A 22,193-nucleotide genomic window follows, 5' to 3' on the forward strand; every position below is an offset into this window, starting at 1 on the left:
AATCTGGGATTCCGTAAACTTGATTCTTTTCATATTGCCAATTAAAATTAATAGTTTTTCTAATAGCCTCGCTGCGCTCGGTCTAGAATTCTACTTTTAAATGGTCTGAATTTTGGGAAGTGCACAGGTGGAGCCGCAAATAGATCTGCACAAGCCGTTGAATTTGCTAGAAATATGACGTATACGGAATTTAGAAACGCTCCATATTTACCAAATGATGCCGCAGTAATTCAGTATTTTAAAATACAGCTTAATCTCTATACGATGACCCACATGGGGACTGCGGGAACGAACGGAACTGGAAGCCCTAATATAGTATTCCGAAATGAAGAAAGAAGTGATTGGACAAATCCGAATGATTGTTAAATTTAATTTTAAAAAAAGTTTTCTAACTTTTTTGCTACTATTACCCGTAACTATGTCATATAGCCAAATCGAATCAAAATATAATTTTAAGTTAGATAAATTAATTTTTCAAAAAGAAACTTTGCTTCAACTTATTCATAAACAATTTAATTATTACGAATTTAATTGGGAAGAAAGATTCGAGCTAAATAATGAATTCTCTATATATAAGATAAACCGTCGGGCAACTTCAACTATTGAAAATTATTCTTTGTTTGGTTATGCAGTAGAACATTTGTATGGATATACTAACGGTAATGCTAGTGAATTTGCTATTTATTTAATGGTCAAATTGGATGTATTTTTGCTTAACAAAATTGTTTCGGAATTAGGAAATCCTGAAGGAATTGAATCTAAAATTAATTCTTTAGATGACCATAACATTTTGTTCTGGAGTAAGGAACGTTTTCAGGTCTTAATGACTAAACGTGATTTTGGTAATAATAAAAATAAATGGGGAATTATCATCTCGAATTTGTCTTATAAAGCATTAATTAGGGATGAATTAGGAATAAGGTAGGTATTAATTAGGAAATTTTATTTGACATTTTAAGTTTAATCATGCTTACGTAATTCATTGAAAGGTAATAAATTAATGATTTTTAAATCGTTTGTTTCGTGTTTTATATTTACGTTTATAATCAAAGTAGGCTTTTCGCAAGAAAGGGCGAAGACCTGTATTTATATTTTATGGCAGATTCTTCAAAGAGGATTTATAAGAATGTGACTAAAGAACACGATATATTTACCTATTCATATATCTCCAGTGATGGAAAAAGAGAACTTATTTTCTACTTCTAATTGTAAATAAATTCTCATTATGAAAAATGTAATTCTAACTATATCCTTAAGCTTTTTAATTATCGCCTGCAAAACGCAAAAGCCTCTTGCCAAAATGGATGAGGGAAAAATTAATATATCCGGAGAAACTTATCTGATAAAAAAACCAGATCATAAACGTACTCAACTCGTAAATACATCAAATAAATTTTCCAAAGTAAGATTTTATGCTCCAAATTTACCCCAAGATATAAAAATAAACAGCTATATTAAATTTGATAAAAAGATAGTGACCCAAATATGTGCTAAATATATCCCACTTAGTATACTAGAACAGTTACCGAAAGGTTTTAATGATTTTTTATTTATTGGCTTTAAAATGAATGAAAATGGAAGTCCTATTGAGATAGAATTTCTGATGAAAAATACCTCGCTACTAACTCTAAGTCAATTAAAAGAAATAGAAGAAGAGTTAAAAGCTGGAAAATTTAAAGTTGTTATACAACCTGAGATAAAACAGTTTTTAAAAGGTATTAATTATTTCGAAGTAGATATTCCGGTTCTATACTCTGATATGCTTAAATCAAAACAAGAGAAATTTTAAGAGTAGAGGTAACTGCAATGATTTATAAATTAGTTTTGGCATTCTGTCTTCTTTATTTAAACTTAAATGCTCAAAAACGAGAAAAAAAAGATTTGTATCTCTATTTTAAAGTTGATTCTTCAAAAGTGATTTATAAGAAATATTTAAAAATCGGTGAAACTAAAAGATTAGATAAGAAAATAGATCGCTCAGAAACGAAGCATGACATTTACACTTATTCATATATTTCCAGTGATGTAAAAAGAGACCTTATTTATGACCTTTTTGCTAGTATAAATAAGAATAATTTTTGTATTACTGATAGTAGCATTCTTAAGAAGAAAAGAGTTTTACCCTATCAAAATTTAGAAAAAATTAAGGGGTTAATCAGTGACGAGTGGAATCAGAAAAATTTTAAATATAAACGTGTTTTTATTGTAGAAAAACTTGCAGAAAATCAGTTTAAATCTACTCAGGTTCAGCTATATTTTCCTTTTACCTCTCATGGCTTTAGAACCAGAGATGTTGGCTCAAAAGAAACAATAGTACAGCCATAAAATTATATTTTTTATTTAATCGTTTTTATCAGTTTCTGAATACTACTTAAATCATTCATTTCAAAATTTAAGGTATTAGGGGAGAATTTTTGATAGATGATTTGATTATCCCGACTGTCGTAAATGCTAATTATTTTATCACTACCACGTTGTGTATAAATCACATATTTGATTGGTGTGCTCTTATCTAAAATCAAAGTATCTAATTCTTTAGATGTGGCAAACTTTAATTTATATGTATATGGCTCTTGTATTGTATTTGCATCATAATTACTCACAGCGCCAGGAATTTTAATTGTGCTAAAAGCTTGTTTAATGTATTCCGGAACATAAAGTGTTTGATTTGCCAGTTGCGGTAATCTAACCTTATTGTAAAACTCTAATTCAAGTACTCTATTTGTGGGCGAATTTAATCCGTCATTTATTTGTTTTAAATAACCTGCCAATATTCCTGACGACCAATTATAAAAGTTAGATTGATTAAAAAGCTGACCTAATAATTTTGATTTCTTTGCCTTCTTCGAACCTGATTGCTCATCCATCGAGTTTACCTGCAAATTTGTATAAACATCTGCAAATAGGGTAACTGTGGCTAATACCGATTCTTCTTTCTCTTTTGCTTTTTTGCCAGGAGTAGCCAGCTTCAAAACATAAACTACATTAGCTTTACTTGTATTCTCAAATTCTTCGCTATAGGCATCAAAATAAAAAAAAGAATAATTTGCAAGCGTATCATATTTAGCTAAATCTTCTGGTTTTATGATTTTGTATGGGGTAATCGTCCAGCTTTTTTTTATAGCAGCATCAAATTTTTCTAGTTCCGTGTAGTCTTTGTATTGAAGTGTAAAAAGCGTTGTAGTTTTTTTAAATGCCTCAAATTTTTCTGGTGGGATTGATTCTTTTCCAAAGTAGGATACTTGCGCAGAGCTAATTCCGTAGCATAAAGTGAATAAAAAAAACAGCTGAATTTTTCTTAAGTGTAGCATAGGGTATTTTTTCATTTGTGTAGAATCAATTATAAGAATCTTTTGACAAATATTTTCAATTTTCCTATTGCATTAACAAAATACATTCATTAGCTTTGTTATGCAAGCATAATAAATTGAATAAATGAAACAACAGCAAACTATAGATTACCATGTTAAGTTTGCATGGCAAAACATGTTTAATAAGTATAACCAAATGGCATCAAGCTTTGGGATTACCCAGGCAATTGGCTACATGCTTATAAACATTAATGATGATGAAGGTACTGCTGTTTCAAACCTTGCCGGCTTGCTTGGGGTTAAAGCAACAAGCCTTTCTCGAATGCTGAATAACATGGAAGAAGCTAAGCTTATTTACCGCGAAACTTCAGTAGGAGATAAGCGTTCGGTAAAGGTTTTTTTAACTGATTTTGGAAAAGAAAAGAAACAACTGGCCAAAGGCGTTGTACGGAAATTTAACGAATATTTAGATGAGCACTTTACTAAAAAGGAAAAGGAAACGTTCATCAATCTATTAATAAAACTTAATGATATTACGGTAGCATATACTGTTGATTAAATATATTTTCTGATGAAAAGAAGCATAAATAAAGTTGCTGTTTTAGGTTCGGGTATTATGGGCTCACGCATTGCTTGCCACTTTGCTAACATTGGCGTAGAGGTTTTGCTTTTAGATATTGCCCCAAAAGATTTATTACCAGAAGAGGAAGCAAAAGGCTTAACGCTCGATAAACCAGCAGTAAAAAATCGGATTGTAAATACTGCTTTGCAAACCGCTGTAAAAACAAATCCATCTCCGGTTTATTCTAAAAAGGTTTTGAACAAAATTAAAACCGGAAATTTTGATGATGACATGTCTAAAATTGCAGGCTTTGATTGGGTTATCGAAGTGGTGGTTGAAAACCTTGACATTAAGAAAAAGGTTTTCGAGCAAGTTGAGCAATTCCGCAAACCAGGTACTTTAATCACATCTAATACTTCTGGTATTCCGATTCACTTGATGGCTGAAGGTAGAAGCGATGATTTTAAAGCGCATTTCTGTGGAACACATTTTTTTAATCCGCCCCGTTACTTAAAATTATTGGAGATTATTCCAACGCCTCATACCAAGCCAGAAATTGTTGATTTCTTAATGCATTACGGCGACAAGTTTTTAGGTAAAACTACTGTTTTATGTAAAGATACACCTGCATTTATTGCCAACCGTGTTGGGGTTTATTCTATAATGGCTTTGCTACATTTAGTAGAGAAACTGGATTTGACCGTTGAAGAGGTTGATAAATTTACGGGTCCGGCTTTAGGCAGACCAAAATCGGCTACCTTCCGTACTTCGGATGTGGTGGGTTTAGATACTATGATTAAGGTTGCGAAAGGACTTTATGATAATTGCCCTGACGATAAAGCACATGATTTATTCAAACTTCCAGCCTACGTGCAAAAAATGGAAGAAAATAAGTGGTTGGGCGATAAAACCAAGCAAGGTTTCTATAAAAAAACCAAAACGGCTGATGGCAAAACCGAAATTTTAGCCCTTGATTTAAAAACGCTTGAATATAAACCTCAGCAAAAGGTAAAATCGGCTACGCTAGAGATGACCAAGCCTGTAGAAAATCTTCGCGAACGCATGAAGATTTTTGCTAAGGGAAAAGATAAAGCCGGCGAATTATTCCGCCATTCTTCTTTCGGTTTATTTGAATACGTTTCGGATAGAATTCCTGAAATTTCTGATGAATTGTATCGCATTGATGATGCCATGCGAGCTGGTTTTGGTTGGGAATTAGGTCCGTTTGAACTTTGGGATGCGGTTGGCGTTAAAGAAGCGCTCGAAGGAATGGAGCAATATGGAAATAAAGCTGCGGCTTGGGTTCACGAAATGCTTGATGCCGGGCATACTTCATTCTACAAAGTGGAGGCAGGCGTTAAGAAGTATTACGATATTCCATCAAAATCTTATAAAGCCTTACCAGGAACTGATGAATTTATCATTTTAGATAACATCCGAGAAAATAAAACGCTTTGGAAAAACTCTGGCGTATCGATTATTGATTTAGGCGATGGCATTCTGAATGTAGAATTTCATACTAAAATGAATACCATCGGTGGCGATGTAATCTCCGGAATTAATAAAGCCATTGATATGGCAGAGAAAGATTATCGCGGTTTGGTGATAGGTAACGATGGCGCAAATTTTTCTGCCGGGGCAAATGTCGGGATGATTTTTATGATGGCGGTAGAGCAGGAATGGGATGAGTTGAATATGGCCATCAGAATGTTTCAAAATACATCTATGCGCATTCGTTACTCCTCAATTCCGGTTGTTGTAGCGCCTCATAATTTAACATTAGGTGGTGGCTGTGAGTTCAGTTTACATGCAGACCATGTTCAGTTATCGGCAGAAACATATATGGGTTTGGTAGAATTTGGCGTAGGTGTAATTCCTGGCGGCGGCGGAACAAAAGAATTTGCTTTACGTGCATCTGATGAATTTAAAGACGACCAGATTGTTCAAAATGCTTTGAAGGAACGTTTCTTAACCATTGGAATGGCTAAAGTTTCAACATCTGGTTACGAAGCTTATGAGTTAGGTTATCTGCAAAAAGATAAATTTTCTATCTCGATGAACCGCAACCGTTTATTAGCTGATGCAAAAGCTAAAGCGATTGAATTAGCCGATGCTGGTTATACAAAACCTGTTCAACGAACTGATATAAAAGTTTTGGGTAAACAAGGTTTAGGAATTGTATACGCCGGTGCAAATAGCATGTATGCTGGGCATTTTATTTCCGAGCATGATAAAAAAATCTCTGAAAAATTAGGCTACGTTATGTGTGGCGGCGATTTATCAGCCCCGACAGAAGTGAGCGAACAATATTTGCTGGATTTAGAAAGAGAAGCATTTTTATCTCTAGCAGGGGAAAGGAAGAGTTTGGAGCGAATTCAAAGCATCATTACAAAAGGAAAACCATTAAGGAATTAGATTGAGTATCGAGATATGAGTATCAAGTATCAAGATTGGAGTTTGTCTAGTCGTCTCGTCATTGCGAGGCACGAAGCAATCTTTAGGGATGGGCTTTTTAAAGAGTTAAAAATGCTGAGGGGTATCCTCCTTTGGAAGAAGCAGGGTAGGATTTTTGTTTAAACCAAACCTAAATTCTCTAAACCCGATAGAAGTGGAAATACTTTTTGGTAGTTATAGCAAAAAAGATTGCTACGTAGTTCCTCTTCGCCTACCTACTGCAGGCAGGCAATGACGAAAATGGGCAGAATGACAGAAGTTTACAAAAGATTGAAATGCTTAGCCTGCTTGCGGTAGGCAGGCGGGACTATCCTAACCAATGAAATGCAGGTTTTGCTTTTCTAATGATTAATAAATAAAAATAGAATACTGGCGATTTCAAATTTGAGCCCTGTCTTGATACTTGATACTCGCTATTTAATACTAATAAAAATGGAAGCATACATTATAGCCGGATATCGTACAGCAGTGGGCAAAGCGCCACGTGGCGTATTTCGTTTTACAAGAGCTGATGATTTGGCTGCAGAAGTGATAAGAGCTTTGGTGGCATCGGTTCCGAATTTAGATAAAGAACAGATTGACGATGTAATTGTAGGTAATGCAACTCCGGAGGCAGAGCAGGGTTTAAACATTGCCCGAATGATTTCGCTGATGGGACTGGATACGGATAAAGTTCCGGGCGTTACGGTAAACCGTTATTGTGCATCTGGTTTAGATACCATAGCAACTGCGGTTGCTAAAATTAAAGCTGGTATGGCCGATTGTATTATTGCGGGTGGGGTTGAGGTTATGAGTGGAATGCCTTTTGGTGGTTGGAAATTGGTTCCAAACGCAGAAGTTGCAAAAAACAATCCGGATTGGTATTGGGGCATGGGTTTAACTGCCGAAGCGGTTGCCAAAGAATATAATGTAAGTAGAGAAGACCAGGATGCTTTCTCGTTGAAATCTCACGAAAAGGCTATTCATGCCATAAAAAATGGCCATTTGAAAGATGGCGTTTTGCCAATTACCATTAACGAAAATTATTTAGATGAGAACCTGAAAAAGAAAACACGTTCTTACGTGGTAGATACAGATGAAGGCCCGCGGGCAGATACAACTTTAGAGAAACTGGCGAAGTTAAAACCTGTTTTTGATGCGGTTGGAAGTGTTACGGCTGGTAATTCATCGCAAACATCTGACGGAGCAGCATTCGTTTTGGTAGTTTCTGAAAAGAAAATGAAAGAACTAGATGCCGAACCTATTGCAAGATTAGTGAGTTATGGTGTTGCTGGTGTGCCACCAAGAATTATGGGTATTGGTCCGATTGAGGCGATTCCGAAAGCATTAAAACAAGCAGGTTTAAAGCAAGATGATATTGATTTAATAGAATTGAACGAAGCTTTTGCTTCACAATCTTTAGCCATTATCAGAACTTTGGATTTAAACCCTGATGTAATTAATGTAAATGGTGGAGCGATTGCTTTAGGTCACCCGCTGGGTTGTACCGGAGCCAAGCTTTCGGTGCAAATGCTAAATGAATTAAAGAGACAAAATAAAAAGTATGGAATGGTTACTATGTGCGTAGGTACAGGACAAGGTGCAGCAGGGATTTTTGAGATGTTTTAGACGATTTGGGGAATGAGTATTGCGTATTGAGAGAAATCATACAGTCAAATTCTTAACAAATGCATAATATTAAAGACTTAAAAATATGGAGTAGAGCAATTGATTTAGCTATACGAATTTATGGTGTTTCTGGTAAATTTCCTGCTGATGAACGATTTGGTTTAATATCTCAAATTCGACGGTGCGCAATTTCAATTCCTTCAAATATATCGGAAGGAGCAGGCAGAAATACAAAGGGAGAGTTTAAGCAATTCTTAGGAATTGCGAATGGCTCTTGTTACGAACTTCAAACGCAAATAGTAATTGCCCAAAAACTGGGGTTTATCAATGATGTAGATGGTAGTAATATTTTAGATGATATAGATACTCTTCAAAAAATGAATTATAAGCTTCAATCGGCACTAATACAGAAATAATTAACACTGCGAAATGTGATTGAAAAATCGACTCAATACGCATTACGCAATTCACAATACTAAACTATGAGCAACACAATTAAAGGCGGCGAATTCTTAATTAAAGAAACTGCTTACCAGGATGTATTCATTCCTGAAGAATTTGATGAAGAGCAACAAATGATTGCGCAAACTTGTCGCGATTTTTTAGCAGCTGAGGTTTATCCGAATTTAGATAAAATTGATAAACAGGAAGACCCTGATTTAATGCCTACACTATTAACCAAAGCTGGCGAATTGGGTATTCTTGGTGTTTCAGTGCCCGAAGAATACGGCGGTTTCGGTAAAAACTTTAACACTTCAATGCTGGTTGCCGATGTGGTTGGCGCCGGACACTCATTTGCAGTAGCACTTTCTGCTCATACCGGAATTGGTACTTTGCCAATTCTATACTATGGCAATGATGAGCAAAAGGCGAAATATATTCCAAAATTAGGCTCTGGTGAATGGAAAGCGGCTTATTGTTTAACTGAGCCAAATTCGGGTTCTGATGCAAATTCTGGAAAAACTAAAGCAAAATTGAGCGATGATGGTAAACATTACATCATCAACGGACAAAAAATGTGGATTACCAATGGTGGTTTTGCTGATATTTTTATTGTTTTCGCAAAAATTGATGATGATAAAAACTTAACCGCTTTTATTGTAGAGAAAGATTTTGGTGGCATTACCATGAATCCGGAAGAACATAAAATGGGTATCAAAGGCTCATCAACTCGTCAGGTTTTCTTTAACGATTGCCAGGTTCCTGTTGAGAATATGTTAAGCGATAGAGAAAATGGATTCAAAATCGCGGTAAACATTTTAAACATTGGTCGTATAAAATTATCTGCAGCAGCAATTGGTGCTTCAAAAGCTACGCTTAGCACAGCGATAAATTATTCAAATGAGCGGATTCAATTCGACAGACCAATTTCAAAATATGGTGCAATTCGTTTCAAAATTGCAGAAATGGCTTCGAAACTTTACGCTGTTGATGCTGCAAATTATCGTGCGGGTCAAAATATTGATGACACTTACGAACAATTGGTTGCCGGTGGAATGGAATCGGGCAAAGCCCGATTAAAATCGGTAGAACAATTCGCAGTTGAATGCGCCATTTTAAAAGTTTGGGGTTCTGAAGCTTTAGATTATACGGTTGATGAAGGTGTTCAGATTTATGGAGGAATGGGTTTCAGTGCAGATGCACCTATGGATAGAGCATACCGTGATGCCCGCATTAATAGAATTTTTGAAGGTACGAACGAAATCAATCGTCTGCTTACGGTAGATATGATGTTGAAACGTGCTATGAAAGGCGAACTGGATTTAATGACGCCTGCAACTGCTGTTGCGACTGAATTAATGAGCATTCCTGATTTTGGTGAAGAAGACACAACTTTATTTGCCGCAGAGAAAAAAGTTTTAGCCAATTTGAAAAAAGCTACCTTAATGGTTGCCGGTTCCGCGGTTCAAAAGTTGATGATGACGCTAAGTAAAGAGCAGGAAATTTTGATGAACATTGCAGATATGGCAAGTTATGTTTACGTATTAGAATCAGCTTTGCTAAGAACAGAAAAATTGGTTTCTATAAAAGGAGAAGATGCTTGCGCCGGACAGTTAGATTTGCTTAGAATTTACATGGTTGAGGCAGTTGACGGTATTGCCAAAGCCGGTAAAGAAGCACTTTGGGCTTTTGCCGAAGGCGATGAACAACGCATGATGTTGGTAGGTTTACGTCGTTTTACAAAAGTGGAACCATTTAACGTAAAAGAAGCTCGACAAAGAGTTGCTCAGCAGTTGATAGAAGCAAATAAATATATTTTTTAAAAGCTTAAAGCATTGTGCTGAAAGCCTAAAGCTGAGCTCCCGAGCATTCAGCTTTAGGCTTTTTGCTTATAGAGTGTTAAATTTGGTTAAAAATTGTCGCAACCATATTAAAAGCTTATTTTTGCGAACTATGCTTAAGCTAAAACATTTTTTCTTAATGGTTTGCATTGCAGGATGCTTTGCGGCCTGCAAAAAAACAGACGTGGGTGAAGTTTACGATCCACTTCCACAATTTAAAGCTGATACCACTGCAATTAGAGCATTTACCAAAACAAACAATATTGTGGTACAAAAGGATGAAAGTACAGGCGTGTTTTATCAGATTATTGCGGCGGGTACTGGTACCTATGTGTATACAACATCAAGTATTATAACTGTTGATTACACCGGGAAACTGCTTAACGGAACTGTTTTTGATAATTCTAATGGTACACCAAGAGAGTTTACATTAAGCCGCTTAATACCAGGATGGCAAATTGCTATACCAAAAATTCAGAAAGGTGGGCAGATTAGGTTTTTTGTTCCATCTTATTTTGGCTATGGAAATGTTGCGCAAGGCTCTATTCCTGCAAATTCTATACTTGATTTTACCGTTACCCTTAATAATGTAGCCAATTAATGAAGTATAAATTTTTAAAAATTACTGCATTCTGCTTTCTTTTTATTTCGGTTTTATTTACAGCTTGTAAAAAGGATGAAGATGCTGAAAAGCAGATGACTGAATTTATACAAAAGAATAAAATACAAGCAACTAAGCACCCTTCAGGATTATATTATCAAATTATAAAACCCGGAATAGGTTCTTCAACTTATCCATCAGGGACTAAAATAACCATCAAATACGAAGGCAGATTGTTAGATGGAACTGTGATAGATGATGGTGGAAAAATTGAAAATACTTTTGTGCTTGCGCAATTGATAGAGGGTTGGAGAATTGGAATACCTTTAATACAAAAGGGCGGAGAAATAAGATTAATAATACCCTCAGAACTTGCCTACGGCAGTGAGGCAACTGGTCCGGTACCGGCAAATTCGGTTTTGGATTTCACAATACAATTAATAAACGTACAATAAATTAATGAAGAACTTTACAAAAATCAACCTTATGCTAGTTCTACTTGCAGCTGTAATATTTACATCTTGCAAGAAAAATGAAGAATCAATTCAGGTTGTAGATGATGCTGCAATACAAACGTACATCAAACAGAATAATTTAACCATGACCAAGGATGTTACAGGATATTATTATAATATTACAGCACTCGGAAATGGTGTTGAGTTAAAAAATCCTGATTCTATTTTTTATTCCTATACATTCAAAACATTATCCGGAACAGTATTAAATCAATCAGACAAAATCGCTATTCCCGGTACATTTCTTGGTTATTCGGATAGGTTTGTTATTAATGGTAGCCCTTACACCTTAACACCAGTACGCGAAGTTTTATCTAAGCTAAAAAGAGGAGGTAAAGCAAATGTTATCATTCCTTCTAACCTTGCTTTTGGGAGAAATGGAATTGCGGCTTTAGGTATAGAATCTAATGAAAATATTTTAGTTGAACTTGGAATTTATACTCAAGCTAAAAGACACGAATTGGATGATTACCTAATAGATACTTTTTTAGCCGCAAATTCTTTAACTGCTATTAAAGATCCATCTAGAGTAAGATACATTGTTACTCAACAAGGTACAGGTACAGACCCAATATCAAATAATAGTACAATATCTGTAAATTATACAGGTAGATTTTTAAACGGAACCAGTTTTGATAAAACTGATGGCACTCCATTATCTTTTGAATTGTTAAGCACAATTGCAGGATGGCAAATTCTTAAGAATTTTAAAGCAGGAACGAAAGTTAGAATATTCGTTCCTTCGGATTTAGGTTATGGAACTTCAGGCAGTTCAACCGGAACTATTCCACCTAATACCAATTTAGATTTTGATATCGAAATCGTAAGCGTTAAGAATTAAGTGCTTCCTTAAAAACTTTAAGCACTCTATCTCGTGCAAATGTATGCTCAACCATTGGTTGGGCATATTTTTTTGTTCCATATTCTGGTACCCACTTCTTTACATATTCAAATTTTGGGTCGAATCTTTTGGCCTGTAATTCGGGGTTAAAAACCCTAAAATATGGTGCTGCATCATTTCCCGATCCTGCCGCCCATTGCCAGCCACCAACATTACTTGCCATTTCATAATCAAGTAATTTCTCAGCAAAATATGCTTCGCCCCAGCGCCAATCTATTAGTAAATGTTTCGAAAGAAAACTTGCAACAACCATTCTAACCCGGTTGTGCATCCATCCGGTTTCGTTCAATTGGCGCATTCCCGCATCTACTAATGGGTAACCAGTTTCACCCTTACACCAAATTTTAAATTCTTCTTCATTATTTCTCCATTTAATTTTATCGTATTGCTTTTTAAATGAATCGAAACCTGCATAAGGAAAATGCCACAAAATCATCATATAAAACTCCCGCCACGCCAATTCTGATAACCAAACATTGGATTTCGCTTCAATTGCATCAGCTACTGCTTTTCTAATGCTTAAAGTGCCGAAACGCAAATGCAAGCCTATGTGTGTTGTGCCTTCTATTGCAGGGAAGTCTCGATTTTTTGCGTAATTATCCAGTTTATCTTTAAAGCTTAATGGCGGGAATTTTAAATCACTTTTTTCAAAGCCCATTTCATTAAGTGTAGGTAGCGCAAAATGTGATGTTTGGTAAAGGTTTTTAAAGTATTTTTTTGTGGGATAACTTTTATAATAAAAATCTTCAAGCTTTGCCAGCCATTGTTTATAATAAGGAGTAAATACAGTGTATGGGGTTTTATCAGCTTTTAAAATCTCGCCTTTTTCAAAAATCACTTGGTCTTTATAGGTTTTAAAGGCGATTTCTTCGCTTGCAAAGAACTCCGCAATAGCATCATCTCGTTCTTTAGCATAAGGCTCGTAATCGTGGTTTGTGTAAACTTCCTTTACCTCAAATTCCTTTAAAACCTTTGGCCAGATTTTTTCGGGTTTACCATATTCTATTAAAATATCAGATTTGTTAGACTGAAGTTTACGCTTTATATCTTCTAATGTTTGAAAAATGAACGTTACCCTTGCATCATTTTTTGGAAGCTTATCTAAAATATTCTTATCAAATATGAAAAGTAAAAGTACCGGGTTTTTACTTTTTAAAGCATTATACAGGGCTGCATTATCTTCTAATCTCAAATCACGGCGTAACCAGCAAATGTTAACAGTTTTCTTCATCTTAATAAGTTGGATTTTTAATCGTCAAATTTAGCCTTTATAGATGTTTTTTAAAGCATCCTGTATTTGGGTAAATTTAAAAATATATCCCGCATCTAAAAGTTTTTGTGCAGATGTATTGTTGCTCATTAAAATGGCATCAGCTCTTTCGCCCATTATTATTTCTAAGGCTTTTTTTGGTACATTAATTGGCCAAACTGGTCTGCCGAGCTCTTTAGCAATTGCTTTAGTTAATCCTTTATTGGTTACGGGGAATGGTGCGCAAGCATTATAACTTCCTGCCATTTTAATGTTTTCTAGTGCCTCAAGATATATCCCAGTCATATCATCAATATGGAGCCAGGGTACCCATTGTTTTCCGGTTCCAATAGCTGCGCCAGCAAATAGTTTTACTGGCAAGGCAAGTGGCGGCAATGCTCCGCCATCTTTAGCAAGCACAATTCCGGTTCTAATTTTAACAACTCTTAAGCTATGTTTTTTTCCTTCATCAACAGAATTTTCCCATAATTGGCAACAATCTGCTAAAAATCCAAAACCATTCGGACTATCTTCTGTCAAAATTTCATCTCCGCAATCGCCATAATAACCAACTGCCGATGCAGAAATGAAAGTTTTAATTTGATGATTTTTATTTTCTGCAATCGCTTTGTAAAGTAGTGCTGTAGATTTTACTCTACTATCAATGATTTGCTGCTTCCGCTCTGCCGTCCATTTTTTGTCTACAACGCCCTCTCCAGCTAAGTGAATTATGGCATCAACGCCATCCAGGCAACGGCTGTCTATTTCTTGTTTATAAACATCCCACTGGTATGCATTTGCTTCTTTTTCAGGCTTGCGAGATAAAGTATTTACTTCGTAATTTTTACTCAAAAGTAGTTTCTTCAAAGAAGAACCTACCAGACCAGTTGCTCCGGTTATCAGAATTTTTTTTGCCATCTTTTAACAACACTAAAGATACAAAACGGTTTTTTAGATTACATCCACTTTTAGCTTATGGTAATTAGTTATTCATTTTCTCTCATTCGTCATTCCCGCGTATGCGGGAATCTTAAAGCTAAAGAAGGATAATCTAATACATTAAAATTTCCTATTAAATAGGGAATGACGTGTTGTTTGCAAATATTTTGATTATTAAATCTACAATCCAGCAATTACTTTATTTTTTGGTGATTTTACCGAATAACTCAATTTTATAATTTTAGTTTCGTTTGGTGCAAGTTTAAAATTCCAATTTAAAATTCCGGTATCTTTATTTACTTCAGCGCCGCTGTTTTCTAATAATTCTACTTCAACATCACTTTGTGTTGATAGCGGATATTGGTCTTTTAGTGATAGCTCAACAGATTCCTTTTTAGTGTTTCTAACCTTAATTAGATAGGTAAAAAGTTGTTTTTTATTACTTCCAATAAATTTTGTGCTGCTAAAATCTTCTTGCTTTTCTTTTGTGATGATGATTTTTTTGTCTTTACCCATACTTAAGCTTAGTGTATCTAAAATATTATTTGGGTTGATAAAAGACTTGCCGGTATATGTGCCTTCGAAAATGATATTTGCGTTGCCAGCTTGCAGATTCAATTTTTCCCAGTCGAGCACATCTGCTAGCAAATAAGCATCATTACTTATACGTGGGGCAGCATAATATTTATATTTTGCAGGTACATTATACTCTTTAAAAGAAACCGTATGTGGCTTATTGTCGCTATTTATATCATAAGGAATATCAATATCGAAAGTTACGCCAAGCTGGGTTTCATTTACTGATGTGTAATTGTTTATTGTTGAAACCGAAGCGGCTACATTTTGTCTTTTTTCTGCTTTACCATAGCCAATCATCAGGGTTTCATTAAGCTTGTTTTCATCTGCCAAAGGCGATGCCACACCTCTTATTTTTATACCTTGAACCTGACTAGCTAATGATTGTTGTTTTGGTAAAAAGGCTGAAACAAACCAAGGATTTAAAATTGGTGCAGTAATATTATAATTTGGGTTGCCTGTTGATAAAGAAAGCTTTACCTTTTTCCAATCTAAACCAGTGCTTTGAGTAATTGCACCTTTGTAAACTATAGCTAATGGGCTTGTTGTGTTGGTTGCCTTGATATCATAACTTGCTAACCAGGTTGCACTTGGGGTTACATAACTAACATTATAAATTGCATTAGTACTTTCCTTTGCCATTAATTGCAGAACCAATTGCCCCAATTGCTGGTTTGGATTATTCCTCAATTCAGCCAATTGTTGTTGCAAAGCGTTTAATTTTTTGGTTTGCCTTTCTTCTGTTGCTGATATTGATACAATCGCGTTGCGAACTTCTGCACTTTTTGTTCGATAATAATCTGCAAGTTTAATAAGTTCGGCAACATTTGTTCCGGTATTTGTACCGCCCGATTTTCTATTTTCATCCAATAAAATCAAAGTTTGTTCTTCAATGGTTTTAGCATTTTTTGTTTTCGATAATTCTGCATTAACGATTCTGATGCTATCATTCAATAGCTTTATTTCAGGATTAGCAGCATCGGTGTTTAAAAAATCGCGGTTAAACTGAACAGCTAAAATGGTTACCCCGGTTGATACCTCAACTTGAATGGAGTTTTCATTAACACGGCCCGAAATATTATTAATTACAATTTCGGATGTGCCTGCCGGAAGATTGATTTTTCCGGTATGCAAAAGTTGGGCGCCATTATTATAAACGGTTACCTGCTCTAACGATGCTTTACTTTTTATTTGTTGTTGTGCAAAAACACTTAGTGGGAATAATAGCGCAATTAAAATTCGTTTCATTTTGATTTGTGTTGGGTTAAAATTTTACAAATGATGCATTGAATGTTTATTTTCCACAAGGCAATTTAATTTTGTAGGTGATTTGTAAAGAATTCTTAAGGGTTTTGATGCGTAGAAAAAATAAGATAAATTTGTGGTTAAGCTCTTCATCACAACTTCTACAATAAGCATGTCTAAAAAAATTCTAGTCTGGTTTAGAAATGATCTTCGACTTCACGATAACGAGATGTTGGTAGAAGCAATTGCTAAATCTGATTCAATTTTACCTGTTTACATTTTCGATTCTCGTTCCTTTGGAGAAACCAAATACGGTACGCTAAAAACCGGAAGTATCAGAGCGCAATTTATTTTGGAAAGTGTTGCCGCATTAAGAAATTCACTTAAGCAAATAGGCGGCAACCTACTTGTAGCTCAAGGTAAACCTGAAGATATTATTCCTGCTTTGGTTCAGGAATATGAAATAAATGAAGTTTATCATCACCGTGAGGTGGCTGAAGAGGAAACAAAAATTTCGAGCGAATTAGAAAACGGATTGTGGAAACTCAGGATAAATTTGAAACATTTTATTGGGCATACGCTATACAATAAAGAAGATTTACCTTTTCCAATAAAGGATATTCCGGATGCATTTAATCAATTTAAAAAGAAAATTGAGAGAGATGCAATTATAAAGCCTTGTTTTGCGGCTCCAGATAGAGTTAATGTTGCCGAAGTTATTGATTGGGGTAATATTCCAACGATTACTGATTTTGATTTAAGTACGCCAAAGAAAGATACTCGGTCTGATTTTGAATATATTGGAGGTGAGGCTGAAGGAATTGCTAATTTGCAAAAGGTTACAATTGCGATGCAACAAGCCGCCACTTCAAAAAATTTGATATTGGCATCTAAACTTTCTGCCTGGTTGGCAATGGGTTGTTTATCACCAAGAAAAGTTTATTGGGAGATTAAAAAAATGGAAAGCATGCCTAATACTAAGGCAATGTTTAATCATATTTTACTGGGCTTATTGTGGAGAGATTACTTTCGCTTTATGTTTAAAAAGTATGGGAATAATTTTTTTAAACCTAATGGTTTCGGTAGTCAAGGTATTGTTGATGAGGTAAATACTGCTGAAAATCTTAATAATTGGAAAAACGGACAAACAGGTTTTGCCATTGTTGATGCAGTAATGACAGAGCTTAATCAAACAGGTTATATTTCAAATGTAGCCCGCCAAACTGCTGCACTTTATTTAATTAATAATTTAGAAGTTAGCTGGGTTTTAGGCGCTGCATATTTTGAAGAAAAACTGATAGATTATAATCCGGCAAGCAATTGGGGTAATTGGGCAAATATGGCTGGTGTTGGTAACGACCAAAAATCTAAAAGTGTTTTCGATTTCGATAAGAATCTTAAAAATTTAGATCCTAAAGGCAATTATGCGCTTACCTGGGCATCATAGGTAATAATAGATTTATTGATTTTTGACTGATTGAATATGCGATCATTACATTTGCAAATTCAAAAATCACTAATTTTTTAATTAAAAATCCATTCATTTATCCATAATGATTCTATTCTCTAATAAATCTCATTTTAATCGAGTTTTTTTCCAATAATGTTAGGTAAAATTCTAATTTTGTAATGCTTATAGTAAACATTTAATAATGGGTAGTTTATCATATCTTAGCGGCGAAAACGCCGAATATATAGATTCTTTATATCAGTCGTATCAGCAAGATCCTGAATCAGTTGAGTTTGGTTGGCAGAAATTTTTTGAAGGTTTTGATTTTGGAAGAGGTTCCGAAGCACCTTCCGTTACTGCCGAAACTCCAGAACATTTTTTAAAAGAGGTTAGTGTTTTAAATTTGATTGATGGTTACAGAAGCCGCGGTCACTTATTTACACACACAAACCCTGTTCGCGAAAGACGCAAACATCAGCCAACGCTAGACCTTTCTAACTTCGGACTTTCAGATGCAGATTTGGAAACCGTTTTTAACTCTGGTGTTGAAATTGGTATTGGCGCAGCAAAACTGAAAGATATTGTAGCTTTCTTAAAACAAACTTACACAAGCTCTATTGGAGCAGAGTTTAAGTTTTTACGTACACCAGAAGTTTTGAACTGGATTCAAGGCAAAATGGAAAGTGCTCGTAATACACCTAACTTTTCTATGGAGGAGAAAAAACGAATCCTTCGTAAATTAAATGAAGCGGTAAGTTTTGAAAATTTCTTAGGCACAAAATTTTTAGGTCAAAAACGTTTCTCTTTAGAAGGAGCGGAAGCTTTAATTCCGGCATTAGATTCAGTTATTGAAAAAGGTGCAGATTTAGGAATTGAAGAGTTTGTAATTGGTATGGCGCATCGCGGTCGTTTGAACGTGCTGGCCAATATTATGCAAAAAACCTACAAAGATATTTTTACCGAATTTGAAGGTAAAAGTTACAACCCTGATACACCTTTTGGTGGCGATGTAAAATATCACTTAGGTTATTCTACTGATGTAGCAACACTTTCAGGTAAAAGTGTTCACTTAAGTCTTTGCCCAAACCCTTCGCATTTAGAAACTGTTGATGGTGTGGTTGAAGGAATGAGCCGTTCGAAAATTGATTTTAAATATGGTGGCGATAACAGTCGTTTGGCTCCAATTTTAATTCATGGTGATGCTTCAGTTGCTGGTCAGGGCATTGTTTACGAAGTAATTCAAATGGCTGGTTTAGATGGTTACAAAACTGGTGGTACCATCCACTTGGTAATTAATAACCAAATTGGTTTTACAACAAATTATAAAGATGCTCGTACAAGTACTTATTGTACAGATATCGCTAAAGTAACTTTGTCGCCGGTTTTCCATGTTAATGGTGATGATCCTGAAGCTTTAGTTTATGCGATAAACTTGGCCATGGAATATCGTCAGAAATATAAAAACGACGTTTTCATTGATATTTTATGTTACCGTCGTTTCGGTCACAATGAGTCTGATGAACCTAAATTTACGCAGCCTTTATTGTACAAAACAATCGAAAAACACCCTAATCCACGGGAAATTTATATAGAGCAATTAACTAAAGAAGGTAAGTTAGAAGCTGGTTTGGCAAAAGAATTGGAAAAAGATTTCCGCGGAATTTTGCAAGAGCGTTTAAACGAGGCTAAAGAGTTTGTTGCAGGAGAAACTGAAGTAAAATTTGGTGGTGCATGGGCAGATTTGCGTATGGCTACGCCAAAAGATTTCGAAAAATCGCCAGTAACGGCTGTTAAAAAAGCTACTTTATTAGAAATTGGTAAGCGTATTACCACATTGCCATCAAACAAAAAGTTCTTCAAAAAAATTGAAAAATTATTTGCTGAACGTACAAAAATGGTTAACGAAACCAAAGTTTTTGATTGGGCAATGGGCGAACAATTGGCTTATGGTACTTTGTTATCAGAAGGCAAACGTGTTCGTTTAAGTGGCCAGGATGTTGAACGTGGTACATTCTCTCATCGCCATGCGGTATTAACTTTAGAAGATAGCGAGGAAGAATATGTACCATTAGCAAATATTTCAGACCAACAAGCTCCATTTGATATTTATAATTCACATTTATCAGAGTACGGTGTTTTAGGTTTTGAATATGGTTATGCAATGGCTAACCCAAATGCATTAACCATTTGGGAAGCGCAGTTTGGAGATTTCTTTAACGGAGCACAAATTGTAATCGACCAATATGTTGCCAGTGCAGAAACAAAATGGCAACGCGAAAACGGTTTGGTAATGTTATTGCCACATGGTTACGAAGGTCAGGGACCGGAGCATTCATCGGCTCGTATTGAGCGTTTTATGGAGCTTTGTGCAGATTACAATATGCAGGTAGTTAATTGTACTACGCCTGCAAACTTCTTCCACGTTTTACGTCGCCAGTTTAAACGCGATTTCCGTAAACCTTTGGTTGTGTTTTCTCCTAAAAGTTTATTGCGTCATCCGGCATGTGTTTCTAAATTAGATGAATTTACAGAGGGTGGCTTTAAAGAAGTGATAGACGATGTGAATGTTAAAGCTGCTGATGTTACCCGTGTAGTTTTCTGTAGCGGAAAAATTTACTACGAATTGTTTGAAAAACAACAGGCTGATAAGGTTAAACATGTTGCTGTTGTACGTGTTGAGCAATTATACCCAACACCGGTTGACCAAATGGAAGCAATTAAAGCAAAATATAAAAATGCAGACGAGATTTTCTGGGTACAGGAAGAACCAGAAAACATGGGCGCATGGCCATATTTATTCCGCAAATTATATAAAACTGGTTTAAAAGGTATTGATGTAATTTCTAGAAAAGAAAGCAGCAGCACAGCTACTGGTTTTGCTAAACAACATGCAAACCAGCAAGCTTATATTTTAGCTAAAGCTTTAGAACTTCCTGTTAAAAAAGAAGAAGTTAAAGAAGCCACTAAAAAGGCAAGTAAAAAAATGGCAGAAGCCGATTAAAAAATTCCAATAACCAAATTTCAATTCTCAAATTGCAATGTTTGATAATTGATTATGGAAATTGATGATTCAAAAATTGGTCATTATATAAAATTAGAGACATATATTAAACATTATGAGTTTAGAGATAAAAGTTCCACCAGTTGGTGAGTCGATAACTGAAGTTGTTTTATCACAGTGGTTAAAACAAGACGGCGACGTTGTTGAAATGGATGAAGTTATTGCTGAATTAGAATCAGATAAAGCGACATTCGAATTAACAGCTGAACAGGCTGGAACTTTAAGAACCATAGCTGCAGAAGGTGATACCCTGGCTATTGGCGCAGTAGTTTGTAAAATTGAAGATGGCGGTGCGGCTCCTGCTAAAGCTGATGCTCCAAAAGCAGAAGAAAAGGCAGTTGTTGCAGAAGATAAAACATCGGCTCCTGTTGCAGAAAAATCATCTGGCGAAAGCTATGCTGCCGGAACTCCATCACCTGCAGCTGGAAAAATTCTTGCTGAAAAAGGTATTGATGCTGGTGCTGTAAAAGGAACTGGTGTTGATGGTCGTATTACCAAGGATGATGCTGTTAAAGCGGAAGCTGGTAAAAAGGCAGAGGCGCCTAAAGTAAATGCAGCTCCTGCTGCTGCGGCTCCTGCTGGCGCACGTTCTGAGCGTCGTGAGAAAATGTCGCCATTACGTAAAACGGTTGCAAAACGTTTAGTTTCGGTAAAAAATGAAACGGCAATGTTAACTACATTTAATGAGGTTAACATGAAGCCGATTATGGATTTACGCGGAAAATATAAAGATTCTTTTAAAGAAAAATTTGGCGTTGGTTTAGGTTTTATGAGTTTCTTTACCAAAGCGGTAACAGAGGCTTTAAAAGATTTCCCTGCGGTAAATGCTCGTATAGATGGCGAAGAAATTGTTTACAATAACTTTGCTGATGTTTCTATCGCGGTTTCAGCGCCAAAAGGTTTAGTGGTTCCGGTTATTCGTAATGCAGAAAGCATGAGTTTGGCAGAAATTGAAAAATCTGTTATGGCTTTAGCTTTAAAAGCTCGTGATGGTAAATTAACTATAGAAGAGATGACTGGTGGAACTTTTACAATTACCAACGGTGGCGTATTTGGTTCGATGATGTCTACTCCGATTATTAACGCACCACAATCGGCTATTTTAGGTATGCACAATATTATTGAGCGTCCAATTGCTGAAAAAGGAGAAGTTGTAATTCGTCCGATGATGTACGTTGCATTATCGTATGACCATAGAATTATCGATGGACGTGAGTCGGTTGGTTTCTTGGTTCGCGTTAAACAGCTATTAGAAGACCCAGCAAGATTATTATTAGGCGTTTAGCTATTATCCTAAAGGGAACTTTACATATTTAAAGCCTCAACTTTTTAGTTGAGGCTTTTTTTTGTTTGTAAAAGGTAAATTCGTGCCTCGAGAGGACGGAATATTGGGCACAAAAAAAGCTTTGCAGTTATGCAAAGCTTTTTGTTTTATATAG

Annotated in this window: 19 protein-coding genes; 15 read left to right on the top strand and 4 right to left on the bottom strand. The window is 35.6% G+C overall.

Annotated elements, in window-relative coordinates:
• The first annotated feature begins 174 nt into the window (after window positions 1–174).
• The 4 genes from LUA90_RS12670 (at window position 175) to LUA90_RS12685 (ending at window position 2,325) form a co-directional block, all read left to right on the top strand.
• Entirely contained in the window at window positions 175–366 is a 192-nt protein-coding gene (locus tag LUA90_RS12670; protein WP_231491198.1) for a hypothetical protein, read from the top strand.
• The gene (locus LUA90_RS12675; RefSeq protein ID WP_231464479.1) at window positions 326–925 is read left to right on the top strand and encodes a hypothetical protein; all 600 of its coding nucleotides are present in this window, start codon (window positions 326–328) and stop codon (window positions 923–925) included. The genes LUA90_RS12670 and LUA90_RS12675 overlap by 41 nt, the downstream gene beginning before the upstream one ends.
• 300 nt (window positions 926–1,225) lie before the next feature.
• On the top strand, window positions 1,226–1,789 hold the full coding sequence (locus LUA90_RS12680) for a hypothetical protein (protein ID WP_231464477.1): 564 nt from the start codon (window positions 1,226–1,228) through the stop codon (window positions 1,787–1,789).
• Between the two features lie 17 nt (window positions 1,790–1,806).
• The gene (locus tag LUA90_RS12685; RefSeq protein WP_231464476.1) at window positions 1,807–2,325 is read left to right on the top strand and encodes a hypothetical protein; all 519 of its coding nucleotides are present in this window, start codon (window positions 1,807–1,809) and stop codon (window positions 2,323–2,325) included.
• Window positions 2,326–2,336: 11 nt separating this feature from the next.
• On the opposite strand, the gene LUA90_RS12690 is transcribed toward LUA90_RS12685, so the two are convergent.
• Complete coding sequence (locus tag LUA90_RS12690) at window positions 2,337–3,326, bottom strand: hypothetical protein (protein ID WP_231464474.1); 990 nt, start codon at window positions 3,324–3,326, stop codon at window positions 2,337–2,339.
• Window positions 3,327–3,435: 109 nt separating this feature from the next.
• Here LUA90_RS12690 and LUA90_RS12695 point away from each other — a divergent pair, with 109 nt between their 5' ends.
• The 8 genes from LUA90_RS12695 to LUA90_RS12730 all read left to right on the top strand — a co-directional run bounded on the left by LUA90_RS12695 (window position 3,436) and on the right by LUA90_RS12730 (window position 12,174).
• Window positions 3,436–3,870 carry a MarR family winged helix-turn-helix transcriptional regulator gene (locus LUA90_RS12695; protein WP_231464473.1) on the top strand — a complete coding sequence of 145 codons (435 nt, stop codon included), beginning with the start codon at window positions 3,436–3,438 and terminating at the stop codon, window positions 3,868–3,870.
• A gap of 12 nt (window positions 3,871–3,882) precedes the next feature.
• Window positions 3,883–6,288: a 3-hydroxyacyl-CoA dehydrogenase/enoyl-CoA hydratase family protein gene (locus LUA90_RS12700; RefSeq protein WP_231464470.1), complete on the top strand. Its 2,406-nt coding sequence runs from the start codon at window positions 3,883–3,885 to the stop codon at window positions 6,286–6,288.
• A gap of 471 nt (window positions 6,289–6,759) precedes the next feature.
• Complete coding sequence (locus LUA90_RS12705; RefSeq protein WP_231464467.1) at window positions 6,760–7,935, top strand: acetyl-CoA C-acyltransferase; 1,176 nt, start codon at window positions 6,760–6,762, stop codon at window positions 7,933–7,935.
• Window positions 7,936–7,994: 59 nt separating this feature from the next.
• Window positions 7,995–8,351, top strand: a complete 357-nt coding sequence (locus tag LUA90_RS12710) for a four helix bundle protein (RefSeq protein WP_231464464.1) — start codon at window positions 7,995–7,997, stop codon at window positions 8,349–8,351.
• A gap of 66 nt (window positions 8,352–8,417) precedes the next feature.
• Window positions 8,418–10,199 carry an acyl-CoA dehydrogenase family protein gene (locus LUA90_RS12715; RefSeq protein ID WP_231464461.1) on the top strand — a complete coding sequence of 594 codons (1,782 nt, stop codon included), beginning with the start codon at window positions 8,418–8,420 and terminating at the stop codon, window positions 10,197–10,199.
• A gap of 130 nt (window positions 10,200–10,329) precedes the next feature.
• Entirely contained in the window at window positions 10,330–10,818 is a 489-nt protein-coding gene (locus tag LUA90_RS12720) for an FKBP-type peptidyl-prolyl cis-trans isomerase (RefSeq protein WP_231464458.1), read from the top strand.
• Window positions 10,818–11,273, top strand: a complete 456-nt coding sequence (locus LUA90_RS12725) for an FKBP-type peptidyl-prolyl cis-trans isomerase (protein WP_231464455.1) — start codon at window positions 10,818–10,820, stop codon at window positions 11,271–11,273. Before LUA90_RS12720 ends, LUA90_RS12725 begins: the two co-directional genes overlap by 1 nt.
• Window positions 11,274–11,304: 31 nt before the next feature.
• A complete protein-coding gene (locus tag LUA90_RS12730) occupies window positions 11,305–12,174 on the top strand; it encodes an FKBP-type peptidyl-prolyl cis-trans isomerase (protein WP_231464452.1) in 870 nt (289 codons plus the stop codon).
• On the opposite strand, the gene LUA90_RS12735 is transcribed toward LUA90_RS12730, so the two are convergent.
• From LUA90_RS12735 to LUA90_RS12745, 3 genes are all read right to left on the bottom strand, one after another.
• Window positions 12,164–13,465 carry a deoxyribodipyrimidine photo-lyase gene (locus tag LUA90_RS12735; RefSeq protein WP_231464449.1) on the bottom strand — a complete coding sequence of 434 codons (1,302 nt, stop codon included), beginning with the start codon at window positions 13,463–13,465 and terminating at the stop codon, window positions 12,164–12,166. The genes LUA90_RS12730 and LUA90_RS12735 overlap by 11 nt on opposite strands.
• A gap of 30 nt (window positions 13,466–13,495) precedes the next feature.
• Complete coding sequence (locus tag LUA90_RS12740) at window positions 13,496–14,401, bottom strand: TIGR01777 family oxidoreductase (protein WP_231464446.1); 906 nt, start codon at window positions 14,399–14,401, stop codon at window positions 13,496–13,498.
• A gap of 201 nt (window positions 14,402–14,602) precedes the next feature.
• Complete coding sequence (locus tag LUA90_RS12745) at window positions 14,603–16,246, bottom strand: DUF4139 domain-containing protein (protein ID WP_231491199.1); 1,644 nt, start codon at window positions 16,244–16,246, stop codon at window positions 14,603–14,605.
• Window positions 16,247–16,415: 169 nt separating this feature from the next.
• Between LUA90_RS12745 and LUA90_RS12750 the strand changes: the two genes are divergently transcribed.
• From LUA90_RS12750 to odhB, 3 genes are all read left to right on the top strand, one after another.
• Window positions 16,416–17,690 carry a DASH family cryptochrome gene (locus LUA90_RS12750; protein ID WP_231464440.1) on the top strand — a complete coding sequence of 425 codons (1,275 nt, stop codon included), beginning with the start codon at window positions 16,416–16,418 and terminating at the stop codon, window positions 17,688–17,690.
• A gap of 205 nt (window positions 17,691–17,895) precedes the next feature.
• A complete protein-coding gene (locus LUA90_RS12755; protein ID WP_231491200.1) occupies window positions 17,896–20,694 on the top strand; it encodes a 2-oxoglutarate dehydrogenase E1 component in 2,799 nt (932 codons plus the stop codon).
• Window positions 20,695–20,809: 115 nt separating this feature from the next.
• A complete protein-coding gene (odhB, locus tag LUA90_RS12760) occupies window positions 20,810–22,039 on the top strand; it encodes a 2-oxoglutarate dehydrogenase complex dihydrolipoyllysine-residue succinyltransferase (RefSeq protein WP_231464434.1) in 1,230 nt (409 codons plus the stop codon).
• The last annotated feature ends 154 nt before the right edge of the window (window positions 22,040–22,193 follow it).

Origin of the sequence: Pedobacter sp. Leaf170 (genome assembly GCF_920984665.1) — a bacterium.
GTDB lineage: Bacteria > Bacteroidota > Bacteroidia > Sphingobacteriales > Sphingobacteriaceae > Pedobacter.